The organism is Allobosea sp. 10L422, assembly GCF_056395345.1.
On record NZ_JBFTJI010000002.1, the window covers coordinates 131067 to 153658 of the forward strand.

Annotated in this window: 27 protein-coding genes; 15 read left to right on the forward strand and 12 right to left on the reverse strand. The window is 66.1% G+C overall.

Features of this window, described 5'->3' with window-relative positions; genetic code table 11:
* Window positions 1-27 precede the first annotated feature (27 nt).
* Window positions 28-2025, forward strand: a complete 1998-nt coding sequence (locus tag AC1DEZ_RS04935; protein ID WP_476778870.1) for a methyl-accepting chemotaxis protein — start codon at window positions 28-30, stop codon at window positions 2023-2025.
* Window positions 2022-2381, forward strand: coding sequence for a tRNA-binding protein (locus tag AC1DEZ_RS04940; RefSeq protein ID WP_476778871.1), 360 nt, complete (start codon window positions 2022-2024; stop codon window positions 2379-2381). Before AC1DEZ_RS04935 ends, AC1DEZ_RS04940 begins: the two co-directional genes overlap by 4 nt.
* Here the strand turns inward: AC1DEZ_RS04940 and AC1DEZ_RS04945 are convergent.
* On the reverse strand, window positions 2378-3322 hold the full coding sequence (locus AC1DEZ_RS04945) for a pyridoxamine 5'-phosphate oxidase family protein (protein WP_476778872.1): 945 nt from the start codon (window positions 3320-3322) through the stop codon (window positions 2378-2380). The genes AC1DEZ_RS04940 and AC1DEZ_RS04945 overlap by 4 nt on opposite strands.
* On the reverse strand, window positions 3312-3950 hold the full coding sequence (locus AC1DEZ_RS04950) for a glutathione S-transferase (RefSeq protein ID WP_476778873.1): 639 nt from the start codon (window positions 3948-3950) through the stop codon (window positions 3312-3314). Before AC1DEZ_RS04950 ends, AC1DEZ_RS04945 begins: the two co-directional genes overlap by 11 nt.
* A gap of 99 nt (window positions 3951-4049) precedes the next feature.
* On the opposite strand from AC1DEZ_RS04950, the gene AC1DEZ_RS04955 reads away from it, so the two are divergent.
* A complete protein-coding gene (locus AC1DEZ_RS04955; protein ID WP_476778874.1) occupies window positions 4050-4952 on the forward strand; it encodes a LysR family transcriptional regulator in 903 nt (300 codons plus the stop codon).
* Here AC1DEZ_RS04955 and AC1DEZ_RS04960 read toward each other — a convergent pair.
* From AC1DEZ_RS04960 to AC1DEZ_RS04975, 4 genes are all read right to left on the reverse strand, one after another.
* Window positions 4949-5647, reverse strand: coding sequence for an alpha/beta fold hydrolase (locus AC1DEZ_RS04960; RefSeq protein ID WP_476778875.1), 699 nt, complete (start codon window positions 5645-5647; stop codon window positions 4949-4951). The genes AC1DEZ_RS04955 and AC1DEZ_RS04960 overlap by 4 nt on opposite strands.
* A gap of 68 nt (window positions 5648-5715) precedes the next feature.
* Entirely contained in the window at window positions 5716-7062 is a 1347-nt protein-coding gene (locus tag AC1DEZ_RS04965; protein ID WP_476779340.1) for an ATP-binding protein, read from the reverse strand.
* A gap of 107 nt (window positions 7063-7169) precedes the next feature.
* Window positions 7170-7913 carry a response regulator gene (locus AC1DEZ_RS04970; protein ID WP_441512000.1) on the reverse strand — a complete coding sequence of 248 codons (744 nt, stop codon included), beginning with the start codon at window positions 7911-7913 and terminating at the stop codon, window positions 7170-7172.
* Window positions 7914-7996: 83 nt separating this feature from the next.
* A complete protein-coding gene (locus AC1DEZ_RS04975) occupies window positions 7997-8539 on the reverse strand; it encodes a MarR family winged helix-turn-helix transcriptional regulator (protein WP_441512001.1) in 543 nt (180 codons plus the stop codon).
* Between the two features lie 147 nt (window positions 8540-8686).
* Between AC1DEZ_RS04975 and AC1DEZ_RS04980 the strand changes: the two genes are divergently transcribed.
* Window positions 8687-9574, forward strand: coding sequence for a branched-chain amino acid aminotransferase (locus AC1DEZ_RS04980; protein WP_476778876.1), 888 nt, complete (start codon window positions 8687-8689; stop codon window positions 9572-9574).
* A gap of 104 nt (window positions 9575-9678) precedes the next feature.
* Here the strand turns inward: AC1DEZ_RS04980 and AC1DEZ_RS04985 are convergent, their stop codons facing one another.
* From AC1DEZ_RS04985 to uvrC, 5 genes are all read right to left on the reverse strand, one after another.
* Window positions 9679-10728: a DUF1176 domain-containing protein gene (locus tag AC1DEZ_RS04985; RefSeq protein WP_476778877.1), complete on the reverse strand. Its 1050-nt coding sequence runs from the start codon at window positions 10726-10728 to the stop codon at window positions 9679-9681.
* Between the two features lies 1 nt (window position 10729).
* Window positions 10730-11194 carry a molybdenum cofactor biosynthesis protein MoaE gene (locus AC1DEZ_RS04990; protein ID WP_476778878.1) on the reverse strand — a complete coding sequence of 155 codons (465 nt, stop codon included), beginning with the start codon at window positions 11192-11194 and terminating at the stop codon, window positions 10730-10732.
* Window positions 11195-11201: 7 nt separating this feature from the next.
* Entirely contained in the window at window positions 11202-11453 is a 252-nt protein-coding gene (moaD, locus tag AC1DEZ_RS04995) for a molybdopterin converting factor subunit 1 (RefSeq protein WP_476779341.1), read from the reverse strand.
* Window positions 11454-11491: 38 nt separating this feature from the next.
* Window positions 11492-12112 carry a CDP-diacylglycerol--glycerol-3-phosphate 3-phosphatidyltransferase gene (gene pgsA / locus AC1DEZ_RS05000; RefSeq protein ID WP_441512006.1) on the reverse strand — a complete coding sequence of 207 codons (621 nt, stop codon included), beginning with the start codon at window positions 12110-12112 and terminating at the stop codon, window positions 11492-11494.
* Window positions 12113-12283: 171 nt separating this feature from the next.
* On the reverse strand, window positions 12284-14398 hold the full coding sequence (gene uvrC, locus AC1DEZ_RS05005) for an excinuclease ABC subunit UvrC (protein WP_476779342.1): 2115 nt from the start codon (window positions 14396-14398) through the stop codon (window positions 12284-12286).
* 352 nt (window positions 14399-14750) lie between these two features.
* Between uvrC and AC1DEZ_RS05010 the strand changes: the two genes are divergently transcribed.
* From AC1DEZ_RS05010 to AC1DEZ_RS05020, 3 genes are all read left to right on the forward strand, one after another.
* Window positions 14751-14960, forward strand: a complete 210-nt coding sequence (locus AC1DEZ_RS05010; RefSeq protein ID WP_441469865.1) for a cold-shock protein — start codon at window positions 14751-14753, stop codon at window positions 14958-14960.
* Between the two features lie 135 nt (window positions 14961-15095).
* Window positions 15096-15368 (forward strand): 30S ribosomal protein S21, encoded by a 273-nt coding sequence (rpsU, locus tag AC1DEZ_RS05015; RefSeq protein ID WP_441512007.1) that lies wholly within the window; start codon window positions 15096-15098, stop codon window positions 15366-15368.
* Window positions 15369-15409: 41 nt separating this feature from the next.
* On the forward strand, window positions 15410-15670 hold the full coding sequence (locus tag AC1DEZ_RS05020) for a transcriptional regulator (protein WP_441512008.1): 261 nt from the start codon (window positions 15410-15412) through the stop codon (window positions 15668-15670).
* 179 nt (window positions 15671-15849) lie between these two features.
* Here AC1DEZ_RS05020 and AC1DEZ_RS05025 read toward each other — a convergent pair whose 3' ends face one another.
* Window positions 15850-16197: a cupin domain-containing protein gene (locus tag AC1DEZ_RS05025; RefSeq protein WP_476778879.1), complete on the reverse strand. Its 348-nt coding sequence runs from the start codon at window positions 16195-16197 to the stop codon at window positions 15850-15852.
* Window positions 16198-16327: 130 nt separating this feature from the next.
* Between AC1DEZ_RS05025 and AC1DEZ_RS05030 the strand changes: the two genes are divergently transcribed.
* From AC1DEZ_RS05030 to AC1DEZ_RS05065, 8 genes are all read left to right on the forward strand, one after another.
* On the forward strand, window positions 16328-16846 hold the full coding sequence (locus AC1DEZ_RS05030; RefSeq protein ID WP_441512010.1) for a MarR family winged helix-turn-helix transcriptional regulator: 519 nt from the start codon (window positions 16328-16330) through the stop codon (window positions 16844-16846).
* Complete coding sequence (locus AC1DEZ_RS05035) at window positions 16843-17415, forward strand: chloramphenicol phosphotransferase CPT family protein (RefSeq protein WP_476778880.1); 573 nt, start codon at window positions 16843-16845, stop codon at window positions 17413-17415. The genes AC1DEZ_RS05030 and AC1DEZ_RS05035 overlap by 4 nt, the downstream gene beginning before the upstream one ends.
* A gap of 143 nt (window positions 17416-17558) precedes the next feature.
* Window positions 17559-18575, forward strand: a complete 1017-nt coding sequence (locus AC1DEZ_RS05040; RefSeq protein ID WP_476778881.1) for an NADP-dependent oxidoreductase — start codon at window positions 17559-17561, stop codon at window positions 18573-18575.
* Between the two features lie 85 nt (window positions 18576-18660).
* On the forward strand, window positions 18661-19515 hold the full coding sequence (gene lgt / locus AC1DEZ_RS05045; RefSeq protein ID WP_476778882.1) for a prolipoprotein diacylglyceryl transferase: 855 nt from the start codon (window positions 18661-18663) through the stop codon (window positions 19513-19515).
* A complete protein-coding gene (locus AC1DEZ_RS05050; protein WP_476778883.1) occupies window positions 19512-20603 on the forward strand; it encodes a class I SAM-dependent methyltransferase in 1092 nt (363 codons plus the stop codon). Before lgt ends, AC1DEZ_RS05050 begins: the two co-directional genes overlap by 4 nt.
* A 44-nt stretch (window positions 20604-20647) precedes the next feature.
* Window positions 20648-21412: a peptidoglycan editing factor PgeF gene (pgeF, locus tag AC1DEZ_RS05055; RefSeq protein WP_476778884.1), complete on the forward strand. Its 765-nt coding sequence runs from the start codon at window positions 20648-20650 to the stop codon at window positions 21410-21412.
* Window positions 21413-21553: 141 nt separating this feature from the next.
* Window positions 21554-21838 carry a hypothetical protein gene (locus AC1DEZ_RS05060; RefSeq protein ID WP_441512016.1) on the forward strand — a complete coding sequence of 95 codons (285 nt, stop codon included), beginning with the start codon at window positions 21554-21556 and terminating at the stop codon, window positions 21836-21838.
* Between the two features lie 124 nt (window positions 21839-21962).
* Window positions 21963-22592, forward strand: a complete 630-nt coding sequence (locus tag AC1DEZ_RS05065) for a DsbA family protein (RefSeq protein WP_476778885.1) — start codon at window positions 21963-21965, stop codon at window positions 22590-22592.

A 22592-nucleotide genomic window follows, 5' to 3' on the forward strand; every position in this document is an offset into this window, starting at 1 on the left:
AGGGTCCCTCCTGCGCAGGAAACGCGTATGTCTTTCTTCAAGAAGCTTGCGACCCTGTCGATCAGCCGCTCATTCGCCCTGATCGCAGCCCTGGCCGTGCTGATCGCCGTCGGCAGCGTCGGCTACACGTTGAACGCCGCCCGCAACGAGATGATCGCGCTGAAGCGCGGCGAGATGAAGAACCTCGTCGAGGCTGCTGCAACGACGGTGAAAGGCTATCTGGCGCGGGTCGAGGCCGGCGAGCTCAAGGAAAACGACGCCAAGAATATGGCGATTGCGGCCCTCGGCAATGCCCGTTTCGACGACGGGAACTACTACTTCCTCGTCAACTATGACGGCATCAGCGTCCTGCATGCCAACAAGAAGATCCAGTCGACGGACATGAAGCCGCTCAAGGACGCGGAGGGTAAGTTCTTCGTCCAGGACATGATCGCGCTGGTGAAGGCGAAAGGCGAGGGCTTCCTGGACTATGGCTGGCTCAAGGCCGGCGACAAGCAGCCATCCCTCAAGATCTCCTATGTCGTCGGCATTCCGAAATGGCAGTGGGTGGTTGGCTCCGGCCTGCATGTGCAGGATGTCGACTCCGCCTTCATGAGCATGGTCGCGGGCGTCGCCAAGGTGCTCGTGCCGCTCGGCCTTCTCATGCTCGGTCTCGTCGTCGTGCTGAGCCGCCGCGCCACCAGCATGCTGCGTTCGCTGAAGGGTTCGATGGACGGCCTCGCCTCGGGGCAGCTCGACACTGTGATCGAGCATCAGGAGCGCTCCGACGAGGTGGGCTCGATGGCCCGCTCGCTGGAGGTCTTCCGCGATGCGGCCCTGGCCAAGGAGGCGATGGAAGCCGACAAGCTGCGCACCGAGGAGGAAGCGGCGGACCATCGCAGCGCCGCCGATGGCGAGCGCCGCCGCAATGAGACCGAGCGTGCCGAGCATGCGCGCACCCAGGCCGCTGTGGTGCAGGCTCTCGCCACCGGCCTGGAGCGGCTCTCCGACGGTGACCTGACCTATCGGATCGAGGCGGCGTTTACCGCCGAGTACGCCAAGCTGAAGGGCGACTTCAACGGCGCCATCGCCAAGCTCCAGGATGCGATGCGGCAGATCGCGACCAATACCGAGAGCATGAAGGCGGGCTCGACCGAGATCAGCCAGGCGGCGGACGACCTCGCCAGCCGCACCGAACAGCAGGCTTCCTCGGTCGAGGAGACCGCGACTGCGCTCGACGAACTGACCGCCACGGTGCGCCAGACCGCCGAAAGTGCCCGCCTCGCCAATCAGGCGACGGAACAGGTCAAGACCGAGGCCGAACAATCCACCAGCATCGTACGCGATGCGGTGACGGCGATGGGCGGCATCGAGAAATCGGCGCAGGAGATTTCGCAGATCGTCGGCGTGATCGACGAGATCGCCTTCCAGACCAACCTGCTCGCGCTCAACGCCTCGGTCGAGGCGGCGCGCGCCGGTGACGCCGGCAAGGGCTTCGCCGTCGTCGCCTCCGAAGTGCGGGCGCTGGCCCAGCGTTCGGCCTCCGCCGCCAAGGAGATCAAGACACTGATCGACGCTTCGACGATCGAGGTCGAGAAGGGCGTCGCCCTCGTCGGCCAGACCGGCGGCGCCCTCCAGCGCATGGCGTCCGAGATCACCCGCGTCACCGGGCTGGTGGCGGAGATCGCCGGTGCCGCGCAGGAGCAGGCCTCGGGCCTGCAGGAGGTCAACTCCGCCGTGGGCGAGATGGATCAGGCGACGCAGCAGAACGCTGCGATGGCCGAGCAGTCGACCGCTGCGGCCCATTCCCTCTCGCAGGAGGCCGATCGCCTGTCGGGACTGGTCGCACGCTTCCAGCTCGGCAGCGATGTCGCCGGGCTCAAGGCGATGGCGCGGACGATGCAGGCGGCTGTCGCACCCGCGCCGCGGGCCGCCGCGCCCCGCACCGCCGCGCCACGGGCCGGCAGCAAGGTCTATAATGGCAGCGCAGCAACTGCCCACAAGGCCGATGCCGACGCCCGCGACAATGGGTGGGAGGAATTTTGAGCACGCCCGCCGAACCGGCCGCGCCGATCGGCTTCGACGATTTCCTCAAGGTCGACATCCGTGTCGGGACGATCGTCGAGGCCGAGCCCTATCCCGAGGCGCGCAAGCCCTCAATCAAGCTCGTCATCGATTTCGGCGGCACTATCGGCCGCAAGAAATCCTCGGCCCAGATCACCAAACACTACCGGCCCGAGGATCTTCCGGGCCGGCAGGTGCTTGCAGTGGTCAACTTCCCGCCGCGCCAGATCGGCAAGTTCATGTCGGAGGTGCTGACGCTCGGCATTCCCGACGCCGAAGGCGAGGTCGTTCTGATCGGGCCGGGCCATAGCGTCCCGGACGGTGGAAGGCTTTACTAGCCGGCCTGCATCAAAGCGGCAGGAGCAGACCAGAGACCGGTCTGCAAAGTGGTCGGCGCGAATTCCGGCGCCAACCAACGCAGCGCCAGCGCCTGAGGGCGCCGCCAACCCCGCGTGACGTGAAAGCGCCACAGGCGCTGCGATCCCCCCAGCCCGGCAAGCTCCGGCCCGTCCCAGACGATCTCCGCCACGCCTTGCAATTGCAGTGTCGTGCCCGTCTCGAAGTCGACGAAGAGCAGGGCTGCCCGCGGCTGCTCCAGCAGGTTTCCAAGCGTGTTGAAGTAGTTGTTTCCCGCGAAATCCGGGATGGTCAGCGTATCGCCATCGACGCGCACGAAGCCCGGCCGCCCGCCGCGATGGGAGATGTCGGCGCCGCCTGGCGATGTCTCAAGTGCAGCGGCGCTGGCAATGAAGAGCGTGTCGGCATTGGCGATCAATGTCCGGGCCGCCGTATCGAGACCGGAGAGACTAGCGGGTTGTCCGGTGGAAACGCCGCCGTTCGGGGCGCTACTGCGCGCCTGGATATATTTGGCGCAGTTGCCGAAGCTCTGGGTGACGGCAACCGAAAAGCCATCGTCTCCAACCGCGTCGATCCAGCCGTTGGCGCGGTTGCGGCGCCGGGTTTCGAATTCGAGCCCGAGCAGGCCGATCGGGCTGCCCGGCCGGAACGCTTCGAATGCCGGATCGTCGGGGTGCGGCAGAGTTGCAATCGACAGGCGCGTCGGTTCCGGGCTGGTCACGAAACCGGGCGAGCCGGTGAGCGTCGTCGCCAGCGGCCAGCCCTCCGCATCGAGCACGCCGGCGAAGAGCCAGGGAAGCTGCCCGAAGAAGATGCGATGCTGATCCGGCATGAAACTGCGGATGCCGGCTCCGCGCGCGACGACGCCAGCCCGCGCCTGCACGGCGAGTTCGCCGGTATGAAAGGGACCGTCAGGCTGCATCGTCGTCGAGCTCGGCCGGCAGGGGAGAAGGCGGGATTGGCTTGAAGAAGGGCAGGGCCTCGACGCGAGCCAGCCAGCGGCGCACGGCCGGATAGGGGCTCAGCGGGATGCCACCCTCCGGCGCGTGAGCGACGTAGGAGTAGCAGGCCAGATCGGCGAGGGTCGGGTGAACAGCCGCCAGGAAGTCGCGCTCCGCCAGATGCTCCTCCATGAAGGCGAGGAGCCGTGCCGCGATGCGCTTGGCGCGCGCCTTATCGTCGTTCAGGCCGAATTGCGTGATCAGCCGCGCTACGGAGGGACCGTGCATGACCTCGCCGGCAGCGATCGAAAGCCAGCGCTGGACATGCGCCGCGCCGACGGGATCAACCGGCAGCCAGACGCTGTCCGGGGCGTAGCGCTTCACCAGATAGACCATGATCGCATTGCTGTCGGCGAGCGTCAGCTCGCCATCCTGCAGGACGGGAATCTGACCGAGCGGATTGAGCTTGCGGAACGCCGCACTCTGCCGAACTTCCGCGGGCGCCGGCTCGAACCGATAGGGCAGCCTGAGGGCGCGCAACAGCAGCTCGACGCGGTGGGCGTGGCCTGAAAGGGCGGTGCCGTAAAGGACGATCTCGGTCGATGACATGGCGATGCTCCTGCTGGTCGGCAGGATCATGATCGTTTCGAAGAACTGTCGAAATCTGCTATCTCTCCAAATTAGAATTTCAATTGATGGAACAGTGCGGTGGATCGGATCGAGGAGCTTGCGATCTTCGTGGCGATCGTCGATGCCGGCAGCCTTGCTGGAGCCGCGCGGCGCCTTCGTAAATCGCGCCCGGCCGTGACGCGGGCGCTCGCGGCGCTGGAAGAGCGCGTCGGCACCCAACTGATCGCGCGCACGACGCGGCGGCTGACGCCGAACGATGCAGGCAGGGAGCTTGCGACGACAGCCCGGCGGCTCCTGTCCGATTACGAAACCGCGCTGGGCGTCGCAGCGGCCGAGCCGGTCAGCGGGTTGCTGCGGATCACGGCGCCGCTCGCCTTCGGCAGGCGGCATGTCACGCCGCTGGTGTCCGAGTTTCTCGACCGCTATCCGCAGGTGCAGGTCGAACTCGTGCTCGCCGACAGGAACCTCGACCTGATCGAAGAGGATCTGCAGATTGCGGTCCGGATCGGACCGCTGCCGAACTCGGGCTTGCTGATGCGCAAGGTCGGGGAAGTCCGGCGCGTCCTCGTCGCGGCGCCGTCCTATCTCGCCCGTTGCCCGCCATTGCGCCGCCCGGCCGATATCGCGGCCCATGAGACGATCGCGAGCGTCGCGGCCAACCAGACGCTGACCTGGCGTTTCGGGGGCGCCCGCCGCGGCAGCGGGATCGTGCTGACGCCGCGGCTCATCGTCAACGAGGTGGAATCGGTGCTGATCGCGGCGCGCGCCGGGCGCGGGCTGGCACAAGTGCTGTCCTATCAGGCGGCCGACGATCTGGCTGCGGGAACGCTGATGCGCCTGCTCCCGGAGTTCGAGCCGGCGCCACTACCGGTGCAGCTCGTGATGCCGGGAGGGCGCCAGCCGGCGCCGCGCGTGCGCGCCTTCATCGACCATGCCGTCGCGCGGTTGCCGCAGCTTGCGCCGATCGGCGGTTGTTCCTAGCGCAGCGAGCGCGCAAAACCGGATATGGCGGAGACAACCTGCCCCTCGCGGCCGATGAAGCCGTGATAGGCACGGGCCTGGCAGGGGTTCCCGGTCGAGGAGCCGCCGTCGATCCAGAGCAGCCGCGCTTTGCCACCGGTCCATTGTTGAAAGCTCACGGCCGATTCCGGCAGCGTCACGCGGCAGGTGTCCTGGCGATGATGGATGATGAGCATCGGGGGCAGGCGCGAGGGATCGCCGATCATTTCCTGCGCCTGGTCAAGCATGGCCGAGGTGAAGACGATGCCGTCCGGCCTTGCGGGCAGGGTGCCGGCAACCTTGAGAGCGCCGCGGCTCATCGCCACGACGATGACGCGCGGCGCAAGAGCGCGCATGTATTCCACAGCCTTTGCCGGGTCGGCATTGGCATCGAGCGTGATGCTGGCGATGCCGCTGCGCAGATAGGCGCCGCGGGTCCGTACGATCCAGTTGCCGTCGCGCTCGACGCTCCCGTCGGAGCCTATGCCGACATAGCCGTCGCCGCCGGTCAGCAGGACCAGCCCCGCACGAGGTTTTCCCGCAGGCTTGTTCAGAAGCGCGCGGCCGCCGCCGAAAAGACCTCCGCCGAGATCGATAACCTCTTCGCAGCGTGCCGCCGCCGCGGATAGGAGAAGGGAGGCTGCAACAAGCGCTGCAACGATGCGGAATCCCATCATGATCTGTCCCCTATAGGCCCAGTGACCACATTCGGTGACGGATCAAGCGGCGTCGAGCGGATCATTGGTCAGACCGGCAGGCGCACCGTTGCGCGCAGGCCGCCGAGCGGCGAGTCGCTCAGCATGATGTCGCCGCCATGTGCGCGGGCGATGTCGCGGGCGATGGCGAGGCCGAGACCCGTGCCGCCGCCATCGACATTGCGGGCTTCGTCGAGACGGAAGAAGGGACGGAAGACCTCCTCGCGCTGGTCGGGCGGGATGCCCGGTCCGTCGTCGTCGACCATCACGATCAGGTAGCGCGCGTCATGCGTCGCGCGGATTGCGATGCGGTCGCCATAGCGGGCGGCGTTGGAGACGAGATTGGTCAGGAGGCGCCGAAAGGCGTCCGGGCGTATGACGACCAGCGGATCGCCGACCACCTCGAGCCCGGTCTGATGGCCCTGGCGCTCGGCATCCGCCTTCAGCTCTTCCAGCAGGGAGCGGATATCGGTCTCGACCGGCACCTCGCCTGCGTCGCCGCGCGCGAAGGCGAGATAGTCCTCGAGCATGCGGCTCATCTCGTCGACATCCTTCTCGAGCGCCTCGATCTCGGAGGAGCGCTCCATCAGGGCGAGCGAGAGCCGGAAGCGCGTGAGGATGGTGCGCAGATCGTGGCTGACGCCGTTCAGCATCGTCGTGCGCTCGCCGATCGAGCGCTCGACGCGTCGCTTCATCTCGATGAAGGCGTTGCCGGCGCGGCGGACTTCGCGCGCGCCGCGCGGGCGGAAATCGGCTTCGCGGCCCTTGCCGAAGGCCTCCGCCGCATCCGCAAGCTTCAGGATCGGGCGGATCTGGTTGCGCAGGAACAGCACGGCGATGGTGAGCAGGATGAGCGAGGTGCCGATCATCCAGAGCAGGAAGATGTGGCTGTTGGAGGCATAGGCCGCATTGCGCCGGGTCAGGATGCGCATCACGTCCTTGCCGAGCTTGATGCGGATCTCGATCAGGCTGGAGCGGCCGACCGTGTCGAGCCAGAAGGGGCGCGCGACCTGCTGGCTGAGCTCGGTTGAAAGCGCGTTGTCGAGCAGGGAGAAGAACGGGCGGGGACCCGGCGCCGGCAGATCGGAATCGGGGATGATGTCGACGTCCATGCCGAGGCGCTCGGCGGCGATGCGCGAGAGCGTCGTGGTGTCGGCATCCTGCGGATAGCTCTCATAGACATCGATCAGCATCGCGATGTCGGCGGAGACGGCGGAGGACAGGCGCTGCGTCACGAGCTGCCAGTGTCGCTCCATGAAGACGTAGGCGATGACCGATTGCAGCAGCACCACCGGCGCGATGACGATGACGAGCGCGCGCGGATAGAGCCCCTTGGGCATGTAGCGCGCGATGATCTGGAGCGGGCGGCCGACGCTCCTCAGCGCCGGGCGCAAGATTCGGCCGAGTTGGTTGCCGATCGCATCGAGCACGGCAAGGCCGCGAGTCAGAGCCGCCGCAACAGCGCGCAGCGCCGACTGCCTGTTCCTGCCGTGGTGAAGCGGAGTCACGTCCTGTCCGTCACCAGCCTGTAGCCGACGCCGCGCGCGGTCTGGAGATAGAGCGGATCGGCCGGATCGCGCTCGATCTTACGGCGCAGCCGGTTCATCTGCACGTCGACCGTTCGGTCGTTCGCAGCCGACCCCTGAGCCGCCAGCTCCTCGCGCGGGACGACCTCGCCGGCGCGCTCGGCGAGCGCGGTGAGGATCTCGCGCTCGCGCTCGGTCAGGCGGATCGTCTCCTCGCCTTTGCGCAGTTCGCCACGGGCCAGCCCATAGATGAAGGGACCGAAGCGGACGAAATCGGGGCGCGTGCCGGATTGGGCGGCTTCGACCACCACGGTGCGCTTCAGGATGTTGCCGAGGCGCAGGAGCAGTTCGCGCGGCTCGAAGGGCTTGGCGAGATAGTCGTCGACGCCGATCTCGAGGCCGTTGATCCGGTCCTTGCCGTCGGCGCGGGCGGTCAGCATCAGAATCGGCACGGCGGAGCCGCCGCGGAAACGGCGGGCGAAATCGAAGCCGTTCTCGCCAGGCATCATCACGTCGAGCACGATCGCGTCGAAGACGAGGTTGCCGAGCCGCGTGTCCGCTTCCCCCGCATTGGCGGCGGTGGTGACGCGGTAGCCATTGTCGCCGAGGAAGCGGGCCAGCAGATCGCGCAAGCGGCGGTCGTCATCGACGACGAGGACATGCGGCGCCTCGTCGGGGATCGGCTTGCGGGCCGGCTTCGCTAGGGTCTCGCTGGCGATCATGCTTGCGCCTTCCTCCTGCATCCGGGCCGGGAACGATCACGGTGCCCGGCTGCCATAGCACAATGCGCGAGGCGGGTCGCTTGTCAGGGCTTCGTCAGCAGGCGTTCGACCTTCGGCCGCTCCGCCGGATCGATCAAGGCGGCCAGGTATTGCGCGGCGATTGCCGCTGCCTCGGGGCCGACGCCCTCGAGCGCCCGGTTGATGCGCTTGGCCTGGAGCCGGACGAGGCGAAGCGCTAGGTCCTGCCCGGCGGCGGTTGTGTGGAGATGGCGCTGGCGCTTGTCCTGCCGGCCGGTGCGCTGCTCGATATAGCCTTTCTCGACCAGCTCCTTGAGGACGCGGTTCAGGCTCTGCTTCGTGATCTGCAGGATGTCGAGCAGCTCGGCGATGGTCAGACCCGGACAGCGCTGGACGAAATGCAGGACGCGGTGATGCGCCCGGCCGAAGCCATAATCCGCGAGTATCCTGTCGGGGTCTCCGACGAAATCGCGATAGGCGAAGAAAAGCAGCTCGATCAGGTCGTGCGGAACGGCCTCGGACGAGGGCTTCAGGGGGGCGTCGTCAGGGCGAGGTTCGGACAAGGTCAAAAGCACGCTTCCAAAAATTTGGGTCAGCCTTATTGACATATCTCAGACGGAAGATTACCGGTCAAGGGCGCTGAGCGAACGATTATTTCAAAGCCGATCGTCGCGGCGCAGCTTTAGACCCATGCTTGCGTTCCCAAATCGGCTGTGCCGGAGTTCGGAGCGAGGAAGCACCCAGGAGAAGGTCCCATGTCAGTCATTCCTTTCGACCAGCGCGACGGCGTSATCTGGTTCGACGGCAAGCTCGTGCCGTGGAAGGACGCCAAGRTKCACGTACTGACCCACGGGCTCCACTACGGCTCCTGCGTGTTCGAGGGCGAGCGCGCCTATGACGGCGTCATCTACAAGTGCGCGGAGCATTCGCAGCGCTTCCACAAATCGGCCGAGATCATGGATTTCACGATCCCCTATTCGGTCGCCGAGCTGGACGAGGCCAAGTATCTCTGCCTGAAGGAGAACGGGCTCAAGGACGCCTATCTCCGTCCCGTCGCCTGGCGGGGCTCGGAGATGATGGCCGTGTCGGGCATCAACAACAAGATCCATACCGCCATCGCGGTGTGGGAATGGCCGAGCATGTTCGACATGGCGCAGAAGCTGAAGGGCGTGCGCCTCGACGTTGCCGATTATCGCCGGCCGGACCCGGCCTGCGCGCCTGTTCATGCCAAGGCGGCGGGCCTCTACATGATCTGCTCGCTGTCGAAGCATAAGGCGGAGCGCGCCGGCTATGCCGATGCGATGATGCTGGATTGGGAAGGCAATGTCGCCGAATGCACCGGCGCCAACATCTTCTTCATCAAGGACGGCGTGGTCCACACCCCGCTGGCCGACCGCTTCCTCAACGGCATCACCCGTCAGTCGGTGATCGATTTGTGCAAGCAGCGCGGTTTCGAGGTGGTGGAGCGGCGCATCCGCCCGGAGGAGCTGGAAGGCTTCAACGAGTGCTTCATCACCGGCTCCGCCGCCGAGGTGACGCTGGTGTCCGAGATCGGCCCCTACAACTTCATCACCGGCAACATGGGCAAGGTGATCATGGAAGATTACTCGGCCGCGGTGCGCCCGCAGTCGAAGGCGGCGTAACACGCAGCCGTCGTGCCCGGGCTTGACCCGGGCATCTCGGAAACCAGTGATCTTTCGTCACCAGATTCTCGGGCGAAGCCTTGCTCCGCCCGAGAATGACGCGGCTATTTCACTTCGCTCCGGTAGAGCGTGATCCAGTCGTCCGGGCCGATGCCGCGGCATTCGCCCATCATGCCGAACTCGGTCTGGACGAAGGCGGTGCCCGTCCAGGCGTAGCCGCCGGTGGCGCCGCAGTCGCCGAGCCCGCGGCCCTTGGCGAAGAAACTCAGCCGGCCGGTCTTCGGGTCGAAATCAGCATTGGTCAGCATGTTCTTCGCATCGCCTTCGCCCTCCGGCAGAGCGACAGGCTTCGCGGCTGTGACATCGCCGCGCTCCACCATCCAGAAACCAGTGGAGACGTTGTAGGCGCCGCGCGAGCAGGCCAGGCCAACGAGGCGGCGCTCGCCGTCGAGGGCCCAGGCCTCATCGGCCGCGACCAGCATTTCGTCATCCTCGCAAAGATCGGCGTCCCGTTGTTTGATCTGCTTGCGCAGCGACGCAGCGAGCGCTTTTCCGTCCTTCTCCGACAGCGTGCCGGCCGCGGGCTTTGCCGTGACGATCGGCAGCGGCGGGGCTGCCGGAACGGAGATGCCGTTGCCCTTGCGGATGAGAGCCGAAGTCGTGTTCAGCCGGCCCTGCTGCTCGTCGATCCAGAGCATTGCTGCGACCGAGCCGGACAACGAAATGGTCGCTGTCACACCGGGCGCGGATATGGCGAGCTTGGTTGCCTTCCGAGCTGCTTCGATCAGCGTCGCGATCTCGGCAGGCTGGAAGGATAGCGACACCATGTCGCCATCGGCCGCTGCCGGGAGCGGCTTGCCGCCGGCGGGGAAGGGCGCGCCGTCGAGCTTGAGCTGAAGCGCTGCCGGAGGCTTCTTCCAGTCGCCGCGCAAGCGCAGGACGAGGTTGGCCGCACCGTCAGGCCCAGCAGGGCGTTCCAGGCGCAGATAGGCGACGGCGTCGGCGCTCTCCGGGGGCAGCGACAGGGCGGTGCAGCTCTTGAGATTGTCGCAGCCGGCCATCCAGTCGCGAAACGTCTTCGGCTCCGGGGCTGCCGCCGCGGCCAGGGCCGGGAGCAGCATCCACCCACCGGCGAGAGCGAAGCCCCTCAGCATTTCAGGGCGCTTCTTCCCAGCGTCTCGCCGCATCGTCGTCATCCGTCTTGGCCTCGACCCAGCCGCCGAGCGTGCCGTCCGCGCGGTGTTCGCGCTTCCAGAAGGGCGCGCGTGTCTTGAGGTAGTCCATCATGAAGTCGGCAGCCTCGAAGGCGGCGCGGCGGTGTGCAGAAGCTGCGAGCACCAGCACGATCTGCTCGCCCGGCCGGATCAATCCGTAGCGGTGGATCGCGACGAGCCCCATGAGCGGCCAGCGCGCTGCGGCCTCGGCCGCGACACGGCCGATCTCAGCCTCGGCCATGCCGGGATAGTGCTCCAGCTCCAGCGCGGCGAGCGCGCCGGATTCATCGCGGCAAAGCCCGATGAAGGAGACGACGGCACCGATGTCCGCACGGCCGTGGCTGAGCGCTGCGATCTCGTCCGAAAGCTCGAAATCCTCGCGCTGGATACGGATAAGGGGTGTCATGGCGGCCTCAGCCGCCGGTCATCGGCGGAAAGAAGGCGATCTCGCGGGCGTTGCCAAGCGGGCTTTGCGGCTTGGTGTGAACCTGATCCAGCGCGGCTCGCACCACGGCCTCGTTGGTGAAAGCGGCTTCATAGTTCTCGCCGCGCGCCTTCAGCCAGCGCAAGAGATCGGCGACGGTGGCGAGGTCGGCGGGGATATCGAGCGTCTCTTCCGGCAGGCCGACGCGTTCGCGTACCCAGGCGAAATAGACGAGCTTCACGCGGCGGGTCGCAGCGGTGGTGGCGGCGGCGACGGCATTCATGGCATGCGCTCGTCCTGCTCGACGAGGTGACGGATGCCGGCGTTGAAATAATCCCAGCCGGTATAGATCGTCAGACCCGCAGCCGCCCAGAGCAGCACGATCCCGATCTGGGTGTTCCCCGGCAGGACCTTGTCGCCCGCCGGGCCGGCGATCAGGAAGCCGAGCGCGAAGAGCTGCGCCGTCGTCTTCCACTTCGCGACCTTGCTGACGGGGACGCTCACTTTGAGATCGGCCAGGAACTCGCGCAGCCCCGAGACGAGGATCTCGCGGCAGAGGATCACGATCGCGGCCCAGAGCGTCCACCCCTCGATCTGGCCGGTATAGACGAGCATCAGCAGCAGGGCGGCGACGAGGAGCTTGTCGGCAATCGGATCGAGCATGCGGCCGATGGCCGATTGCTGGCTCCAGGCGCGGGCGATGTAGCCGTCGAAATAGTCGGTGATCGCCGCGAGGGTGTAGATCGCCAAAGCGAGCCAGCGCATCCAGTCGTCGCGCGGCCAGAACAGAATCGCCACCAAGGCCGGGATCGCCAGGATCCGCCCGTAAGTGAGGAGGTTGGGCAGCGACCAGGGGCCGCGCCGCCTGATGGCGTCAGGAAGAATCGTCACGTCGAGCACCAAAGCAAGGCCGCTGCGGCAGCGTCAACACGCAACAGCGTGAATGTGGCGGGAGTTATAGACCATGTCGCATTCGGCCGGGGCCGTCCGAATGCGAAAAACGTGCTGGATTGCGGAAATCCGGGGCATTGTGCCTCCGAAAGACCGGTTCGCGCATTCTCGCGTGATGCTCTACGCATCGTGAAAGAAATTATGCACGGCCTTGGCCGTGGCCGCATTGACGCCGGGCGTGCGCATGAGGTCGTCGAGCTTGGCGCGCTGGATCGCCTTCACCGTGCCGAAATGCAGCAGCAGCGCGCGCTTGCGCGAGGGGCCGATGCCGGGAATCTCGTCGAGCGGGTTCTTCATGGTCTCGCGCTTGCGCTTGGCGCGGTGGGTGCCGATGGCGAAGCGATGCGCCTCGTCGCGCAGGCGCTGGATGAAATAGAGCGCGGGATCGCGCGGCTGCAGCTTGAAGGGCTCGCGACCCGCCATGTGGAAGGTTTCGCGCATGGCATTGCGGTCTTCCCCCTTGGCGATGGCAACGAGCGGGATGTCGGCGGCGCCGAGCTCCTTCAAGATCTTGAGCGCTGCGGAGAACTGTCCCTTGCCGCCATCGACGATGACGAGATCGGGACGGGATGGGAAGCCGTCCTCGTCCTTGCGCGGCTTTGGCGCCTTGCGGGGCTTCTTCGGCGAGCCCTCATCCTGAGGAGCGCCATCGGGCGCGTCTCGAAGGATGGTCGCGGAGGTTCCATCACTCTCTGGAGCATCCTTCGGCACGGCCGCATCCGCGGCCTCCTCAGGATGAGGGCTCAGAGAAATGCCTTCCTCCTTCGCGAGCCTTGAGAACCGGCGTGTCAGCACCTCCCGCATCATGCCGAAATCGTCGCCGGCGATGGTGTCGGTCGAGATGTTGAAGGTGCGGTAGTGGCTCTTCATAAACCCGTCCGGTCCGGCGACGATCATGCCCCCGACCGCGTTCGTGCCCATGATGTGCGAGTTGTCGTAGACCTCGACCCGGCGCGGCGGGGTCTCCATGCCGAAGGCGGCACCGAGCGCGGCGAGCAGCGCGCTCTGGCCGGCATTGTCAGCGAGCTTGCGGGAAAGCGCCTCGCGGGCGTTCTTGACGGCATGGGCCATCAGGTCGGCCCGTTCGCCGCGCTTGGGATGGGCGACCTCGACCTTGCGGCCGGCGCGGGCCGAGAGCGCCTGGCCGATCAGCTCGATCTCCTCGACCGGGTGCGAGAGCAGCACGAGGCGCGGCGGCGGCTTGTCGTCGTAGAACTGGGCGACGACCGAGGCCAGCACCTCGGCCGGCGTCAGCGAGCGGTCGGCGCGTGGGAACAGGGCGCGGTTGCCCCAGTTCTGGTGGTTGCGGAAGAAGAAGATCTCGACGCAGAAATGCCCGGCCTGTTCGTCGATGGCGAAGACATCGGCCTCTTCCACGCCTTGCGTGTTGATGTCCTGGCCGGCCTGCACGGCCGAGAGCGCGGCAAGACGGTCGCGGTAGCGTGCGGCCTTCTCGAATTCGAGTTCTTCGGCGGCCTCCTGCATCCGCGCCGAGAGCAGCTGTTTCACGGCGGAGGAGCGGCCGGAGAGGAAGTCGCGGGCCTGGCCGACCAGCGCCTGATAATCGGGGATCGAGATCTCGCCTGTGCAGGGGCCGGCGCAGCGCTTGATCTGGAAGAGCAGGCAGGGGCGCGTGCGGTTCTCGTAGAAGGAATCCGAGCAGGTGCGGATCAGGAAGGCCTTCTGCAGCGCGTCGATGGTGCGCGTCACCGCCCAGACCGAGGCGAAGGGGCCGAAATAATCGCCCTTGCGCTGGCGCGAGCCGCGGTGCTTCAGGATCGCGGGCGCGTCATGGTCCCCCGTCAGCAGGATGTAGGGGAACGACTTGTCGTCGCGCAGCAGCACGTTGTAGCGCGGCCTGAGCTGCTTGATCAGGTTCGACTCGAGCAGCAGGGCCTCGGTCTCTGTGCCGGTGGTGACGAACTCCATATTCGCCGTCTCGGCGATCATGCGCGCCACGGCGTTGGTGTGCGCCATGCCGCGGGCATAGGAGGTCACGCGGTTCTTCAGGCTCTTGGCCTTGCCGACATAGAGCACCTCGCCCGCACGGTCGAACATCCGGTAGACGCCGGGCTTGTTCGGAAGATGCCTGGCGAATTGCTGGATGATTTCGATGCCGGCCTTGAGCGCGCCGGGCGCAGCCTCCGCAAGATCGGGTGTCGGCTCGACGGGGAGTGCATCCTCCTCGTCATCGAACTCGTCTTGGGGCAGATCGTCCTGACGTTCGCGATTCATGATGTTCATGTAGGATGTCGCAGTGGCTTCGTCATGTCAGGAGCGGCACGGGGATGGCTGTGCTCCGACAGCGGCGGCCCGCGCTCCGCTTAACGTCGAGCGAAATCGGCGATGGTTTCTCAACGTTGTCTTTCGTCGCGCCGCGGGCAGGGGGCGTTTTCATTCGCCCGTCGATCTGATCTCGGTTTGACATCATGTTGATCGCGTTCTATTCGTTAATCTCGATTTAGGCCTGATGACTTGGCCATTCGCGCCTTGTGAGCGCGACACGCTGATGATTTCTTCCTTTTATCGAATTCGCCGCTGCATGTGACCCATGCGGCTTGAATAAGCGCGCTTGCGGGAGGCGCCGATGGCTTCGGGTTCAGTTAAGTGGTTCAATGCGACCAAGGGTTTTGGTTTCATTCAGCCTGACGATGGTGGACAGGACGTGTTCGTCCATATCAGCGCGGTAGAGCGCGCGGGTCTGCGCGATCTACGTGAAGGTCAGAAGATTTCGTATGAGCTGGTCCAGGACAAGCGGTCCGGCAAGAGCTCGGCCGATAATCTGCGCGCCGAGTAGCCGCTAGAGGCGCGAGCAACGGCGATTTGAGGGGTCACGGGTATACCAGGCCACGACGATACGTTTCTCGGCAACGGTGAGTAAGGGGTCGGGATCAGCTAGCCCGACCCTTTGTGTTTTTTGGAAAGGGTAGTCATGCAAGTTCTCGTTCGGGACAACAATGTCGAGCAGGCGCTTCGTGTCCTGAAGAAGAAGCTGCAGCGCGAAGGCGTGTTTCGCGAAATGAAGCAGCGCCGCGCCTATGAGAAGCCGTCCGAGCGCCGCGCCCGAGAAAAAGGCGAGGCCGTTCGCCGCGCCAAGAAGGCCGCGCGCAAGCAAGCGCAGCGCGAAGGGCTGCTGCCGGCGCCGAAGCGCAAGCTGCCCGTCGGCAAGGCACGTAGCGGAGCGCCGCGTCCGCCTTCCATCTGATCAGCATCGATCAGCTGTCGCCTGCCGAGAAGGAGTTTCCCATGTCTAGTCGGAACATGAAGCTGGACGAGATCAAGGCCCGGGCGCAGGCGGCTTTCGAGACGACCGAGCAACGCAAGCGAGATACGCTTGTTGCGTGGCAGGCGCTTGAGGACCAATCCAGCCAGACGCGCCTGAAGACCGAGAAGTTGAGAGCCCTGCGACTTGCAAGAGACGCCGAGGAAGCTGCGGCCAAGGCGAAGGCGCCGCGCAGCGCTGCGGCGGTGAAGCGCCCGCGCCGAGCTGCGGCCAAGCCGCTCTGACACGCTTGGCCGGGAGGATATCCCGGCAGGGCAGCCATCACGATATGGCGCTCTCAAGAGCTCGCTCGCATCATCTGTCCGTCGAGTGGCGGCCATTGCCACTGTCGAAGCGGCGCCGGCCCTGACGAAGGCGGTGAGCCGCCGCATCTCGTTTCGCCGCGACCTGTGCCAGGGCACGTTCAAGCCGCGGCATCGTCGTCGATCCACTCCTGAACGATCGCCTCGTTGGCGTGGATGCAGACCAGCTCGAGCCGCCCCGTTCCGATGTTGACGAATTTGTGCGGAACGCCGGCCGGCCCGACCACGATCGTGCCAGCGCCAGCTCGCAATTTTTCCGTCCCGAGGGTGAACTCTGCTTCGCCGGACCGGATCACCCAAGTCTCCGAATAGGGATGAACATGCAGGCCCGGTCCCTGCCCGGGCTCGTTGTCGATCAGGAAAAACGACACCTGCGAACCGTAGCTGCCGCCTTCGAACCGGGCAGTGCGGCTTGTGCCGCTGCGCAGGGCGTTGCTGTCGATCATCATCGGCATCACACTCCTTCAGTTATCTTTGCACAAAGATAGTTGGACTGAATATATCTTCTCGTCAAGATATCTCTTGGCGCGGGAGCCGGGCCAAGGCAGATGAGGGGACGAAGCGCGTGTGGGGCGAGCGATGACGAAGATGGACCATGTCGAGCGCGTCAGGGCTCAATGGGCCCGCGAATTGCCGGATCTCGACACGACGCCCACGGCGATCCTGGGGCGGGCGTATCGCCTGTCCAATCTCGTTCGTCCCAGCATCGAGGAGACCTTCGCGGGCTTTGGGCTCGATCGCGGCGAGTTCGACGTTATCAGTACCCTGCGCCGCAGCGGGCCGCCTTATCGGCTCACGCCGACGGCGCTCTATCGTTCCCTGATGATTACCTCCGGCGGGCTGACGCACCGGCTGGGGCGGCTGGAAAAGGCCGGGCTGGTGCGCCGCGAGAAATCGTCGGAGGATGGGCGAAGCGTCCTCGTCGTCCTGACTGAACAAGGCTTCCAGCGAGCCGAGGAGGCGCTTCGCGCCGATATGGCGAGCGAGGCACAGTTTCTCGAAAGCCTCAGCCCTCCCAAACGAACGGCTCTGGCGGAACTCCTCAAAGAGCTGCTGGCGACACTCGAAAGCGATGCGATGCCGGCGACCGAGACATGATGCCGTTCAAATCCGGCCGCATCATCCTGTTCAACGGCGCGTCGAGCAGCGGCAAATCCTCGCTGGCGCGGGCGCTGCAGGGCCGGATCGACGCCCCGTTCTGGCATATTTCGATCGACCACCTCCGTGATTCCGGCGTATTGCCGACGGCGCGGATCAAGAGCGGCGAGTTCGACTGGCGGAGGATGCGGGAGGCCTTCTTCCTCGGCTTCGAGCGCTCGCTGCTGGCTTATGTCGAAGCTGGCAACGATCTCATCGTCGAGCACATCATGGAGAGCGAGGACTGGCTGCTCAGGCTCGCCGATACGCTCGCCGGGCACGACGTGTTCTTCGTCGGCGTGCATTGCGAACTCCCTGAACTGGAGCGCCGCGAGCTGGTGCGGGGCGACCGGCCGGTCGGCGATGCGCGGCGCGACTATTTCCGCATCCACTCCTACTGCCTCTATGATCTCGACGTGGACGGGACGCAGGACATGCAGGCCAATGCCGATGCCGTCATCGCGGCGTGGCGCGGGCGGTCGCTGCCATCGGCCTTCGATCGGCTGAGGGAGCGTCGCGATCGAGGCTGAAGGCGGTTCGGGCATGATCTCGCCATGCCGCAGATGCGCTTGCCGTCGCCTCGGAATGCAGATCCGGGGCTGTCGCAGACGCAAGGCCGGCCCAATATGGGAAAGCCCGGCCTATGCCGTGCATTCATCAAGGATCGAAGCTCATGTCCCAGTCTGACAGTGTTCGGATCGTTCTCGCCTCCCGCCCGGAAGGGCGCCCCAGCCCGCAGAATTTCCGGGCGGAGCACGCGGCCATCCCGGCGATCGCCGAAGGGCAGGTGCTGCTCAAGGTCCAATATCTCTCGCTCGACCCGTATATGCGCGGGCGGATGAGCGCGGCGAAGTCCTATGCCGCTCCGACCGAGATCGGGCAGGTGATGGAGGGCGGTACGGTTGCCGAGGTGCTCGAAAGCCGCGATCCTGCCTTCAGGCGCGGCGACCTCGTGCTGTCCTATTCCGGCTGGCAGTCCCATGCGGTGGCGAACGGTTCGCAACTGCGCAAGCTCGATCCGAAGAGCGCGCCGGTGACGACGGCGCTCGGCGTGCTCGGCATGCCCGGCTTCACCGCCTATGCCGGGCTACTCACCATCGGCCAACCCAAGCCGGGCGAGACCGTCGTCGTCGCGGCGGCGAGCGGGCCCGTGGGCTCGGCAGTGGGGCAGATCGCGCGGATCAAAGGAGCGCGGGCGGTCGGCATCGCCGGCGGACCCGAAAAATGCGCCTTCGTGCGCGAGACATTCGGCTTCGATGCGGTCATCGACCATCGCGATCCCGACATGGCCGGGAAGCTCGCGGCTGCCTGCCCGGACGGAATCGACGTCTATTTCGAGAATGTTGGCGGCCATGTCTGGGATGCCGTCTTTCCGCTGCTCAACACCTTCGCCCGCATCCCGGTCTGCGGTCTCGTTGCTCAGTACAATGCGACTGGCGATTTTCCGGGGCCGGACCGGCTGCCGGTGCTGATGCGCCAGGTGCTATCCAAGAGCCTGACGATCCGCGGCTTCATTCAACGCGAATTCATCGCCCAGGCCCCGGTTTTCCGCGAGGAGATGGCGCGCTGGATCGGGGAAGGCGCGGTCAAGTACAAGGAAGACATCGTCGAGGGGCTGGAGAACGCACCCGAGGCCTTCATCGGCCTGCTCGAGGGCAGGAACTTCGGCAAGATGATCGTCAAGCTCTGAGGCAGCGTGCCACGGGCAAGCCTTTTTCCTTGACCATTGAGCGGGCGCGCGGCCATCACCGTGCCCCCGCCGCCGGATATTGGTCATGCCCGTCTTCGCCATCCCTTTCCCGATGATCGATCCCGTCGCGGTTCAGATCGGGCCGCTCGCGATCAAATGGTATGGGCTGGCCTATGTCGTCGGCCTCCTCGGCGGCTGGTGGTATGCGCGCCGCCTCGTCGCTTCCGACGGGCTCTGGGGCGGGCGGGCGCGGCCGCAGCCGGTCGAGCTCGACGATATGCTGCTCTTCGTCGCCTTCGGCGTGGTCCTCGGCGGACGGGTCGGCTTCGTGCTGTTCTATGATCTGCCGCGCTATCTTGAGCGGCCGCAGGATATCCTCGCGATCTGGCAGGGCGGTATGTCCTTCCATGGCGGTTTGATCGGCGCGACACTGGGCCTGTGGCTGTTCGCGAAGCGGCGCGGCTACCCGGCGCTGTCGGTGTTCGATCTGGCCGCGGCGGTAGTGCCGATCGGGCTTTTCCTCGGCCGCATCGCCAACTTCATCAATGGCGAGCTCTGGGGCCGGCCGGCGCCGGACTTTCCCTATGCGATGATATTCCCCAATGGCGGGCCGGTGCCGCGCCATCCGAGCCAGCTCTATGAGGCGCTCGGCGAAGGCCTGCTGCTTTTCATCCTGGTGAACCTCGTCGTCCGCTTCGGCGGCTTCAGGCGGCCGGGACTCGTCGCCGGCATCTTCGGCATGGGCTATGCGCTCGCCCGTATCGTCTGCGAGTTCTTCCGCGAGCCCGACGCACAGCTCGGCTTCCTGTTCGGCACCTCGGTCAATGCGCTCTCCGGCGGCATCACCATGGGCATGCTGCTGTCGCTGCCGGTGTTCTTTGCCGGGCTCTGGCTCGTGCTGCGCAGCCGGAACGCCGCGCGGGGCGAGGTGCGTGCGTGAGCGCGCTCAAGGCCGAGATCGCCGATCTGATCCGGCAGGAGGGGCCGATCGGCATCGGCCGCTATATGGCGCTGGCGCTCGGCCATCCCCGCCATGGCTACTACATGACGCGCGACCCCTTCGGACAGGAGGGGGATTTCACCACGGCGCCCGAGATCAGCCAGATGTTCGGCGAGTTGATCGGGCTCTGGGCCGCCCATCTCTGGCAGGCGATGGGCGCGCCCGCGCGGCTGCGCCTCGTCGAGCTCGGCCCGGGGCGCGGCACGTTGATGGCCGACATGCTGCGCGCGACGCGGGTCGTGCCCGGCTTCCACGAGGCGGCCTCGGTCCATCTCGTCGAAACCAGCCCGGCCCTGCGCCAGCGTCAGGCGGCGACGCTGATGGGAAGCGAACCGGTCTGGCATGACACGGTCGCCCAGGCGCTGTCCGGCCCCGCGATCATCGTCGCCAACGAATTTCTCGACGCGCTGCCGCTCGACCAGTTCGTGATGACGCCCGAAGGCTGGCGCGAGCGGCTCGTGGGGCTGGATACTGCAGGCAATCTGGCTTTCGGTCTGGCTGCGGAGATGAAGGACGCTTTGGACGTCTCCGCTCCAGCCGGAACGGTTTTCGAGCAGCCGACGCTCGCGCTCGACATCGTCGCACAGGTCGCCGGACATGTCGCGGCGGAGGGCGGCGCGGCGCTCTTCGTCGATTATGGCTCGGCGCGCTCCGGCTTCGGCGATACGCTGCAGGCAATGAAACGGCATGGATTCGTCGATCCGCTGGCGGAGCCGGGGGAGGCCGACCTCACCGTCCATGTCGATTTCGAGCGGATGGGGCAGGTCGCGCTCAAGGCGGGGGCGGCACTGCACGGCCCCGCCAGCCAGCGCGATTTCCTGTTGACGTTGGGACTTCCGCAGCGGGCGCAGGCGTTGTCGCTCAAGGCCGATGCCGCCCAGCGCGCGGCGATCTCCGCGGCCTTCGACCGGTTGATCGAACCCGGCGAGACCGGCATGGGCGATTTGTTCAAGGTTCTCGCGCTATCGCAGCGGAACCTGCCGCCCTTGCCCGGATTTGACCTTCATCGACTGCCAGATCAGGGCTGACTTCAGCGAGCCTCCAGCGCCTTCGCTCAAACCGGACTCGAACCATGTTCATCACCGCCCGCGAACTCGCCGGAGAGCCCGGCATCCGCCACGCCTTCTTCACCCGCGAAGGCGGCGTCTCGACCGGGATCTATGCTTCCTTGAACGGCGGGCTGGGCTCTTCGGACGATCCATCCGCCATCGCCGAGAACCGGATGCGGATGGCGCAGCACCTCGCGGTCGAGCCGGCACATCTCGTCAGCCTCTACCAGGTGCATTCCGCCGATGTGGCGGTCGTCACCGGGCCCTGGGCGGGGGAGCGGCCGAAGGCCGATGCGATGGTGACGACCGCATCGCATGTCGCGCTCGGCGTCAGCACGGCCGATTGCGGGCCGATCCTCTTCGCGGACAGCGAGGCGCGGGTGGTGGGCGCCGCCCATGCCGGCTGGAAGGGGGCGTTCACCGGCATCGTCGGCGCGACCGTGACCGCGATGGAGAAGCTCGGCGCACGGCGAGAGCGTGTCACGGCCGTGCTTGGGCCGACCATCAGCGCAAGGGCCTATGAGGTGGGGCCGGAATTCATCGAGCGTTTCAAGGCTGAGAACCGGACCTATGCGCGCTTCTTCACGCCGTCCGAGCGGCCGGCCCATGCGCTGTTCGACCTCCCGGCTTTCATCACGCTCAAGGCGCAGGAGGCGGGAATCGGCCGATTCGTCGATATGGGCCTGTGCACCTATGGCGACGAGAAGCACTTCTTCAGCTATCGGCGCACCACCCATCGCGGCGAACCCGATTACGGCCGCCTGATTTCGGCGATCGTGCTCGACTGAACGGGAAACTGCCGACGGAACGGTCATAGCGCTTGTCGCGGCCCGCAAGCGGAGTCATCGTCGCTGCAGGCTGGTGGGAATGCATCGCTTCCCCGGCTCACAGACGTTCTTCGGGCGATGCATTCACATGCGGGGGCCGAGATGGAACAGATTCTGATGAACCTGATCGCCGGTGCGATCGGGGGGAATGCCGCCGGCAAGACCAGTCCCAGCTTCGATCTCGGGACATTGGGCAATACGATTTCCGGGCTGGTAGGCGGCGGCGTGCTCGGCCAGCTCGTCCCGCTCGTGCTGCCCGCGATCAGCGCGGCTGCACAGGGTGGCAATCTCAGCGTTGGCGGGGTCCTGACGAACCTGATCGCGGGCGGCGCGGGCGGCGCCGTCCTGACCGCGATCATCGGCGCGCTCAAGAACAGGGCAGCCTGACAGCGGTCCGCGAATACGGCAGCCCGGCTTCCCGCGGAGCCGGGCTGCGTTTTCTGCAGGGGCGCAACCTTGCGAGCGACACTCCGGGCGGGGATGCTGCGCCCGGAAGAAGTCGGAGGCCGCCTTGTCCCGCTCGATCACCTATTACTTCTCGCTTCACTCGCCTTGGACCTATCTGGGCAACGCGACCTTCCACGACATTGCGCGCCGGCATGGCTGCACGATCGATTACCGGCCGATGCCCTTGCGCTCGGTGTTCGACGAGACGGGCGGGCTGCCACTGCCGAAACGGCATCCCGTGCGGCAACACTACAGGTTGGTCGATCTTCAGCGCTGGCGTGAGCGGCGCGGCCTGCCGCTCGTGCTTCAGCCCAAGCATTTTCCGTTCGATCCGTCCTTGGCCGACCGGATGACGACCGCGATTCCGGCTGGTGGCGGCGATCCTTTTGCCTTCATCAGCGATGTGATGGCGGGCGTCTGGGCACGCGACGAAGACATGGGCCGCCCTGAAGCGCTTCTGGCTTGCGCGAACCGAGCGGGGCTCGACGGGTTGGCTTTGCTCGCCGCGGCCGACAGCCCGCCGATCCGGCAACGCTACGAGGCCGCGCTGGGTCAGGCCGTCGAGGCCGGTGTCTTCGGGGCACCGAGCTATGTGCTCGATGGCGAGGTGTTCTGGGGGCAGGATCGGCTCGAACTGCTCGATTCGGCACTGGCGAGCGGACGTGCTCCCTATCGGCCCGACAGCGAAGCCTGA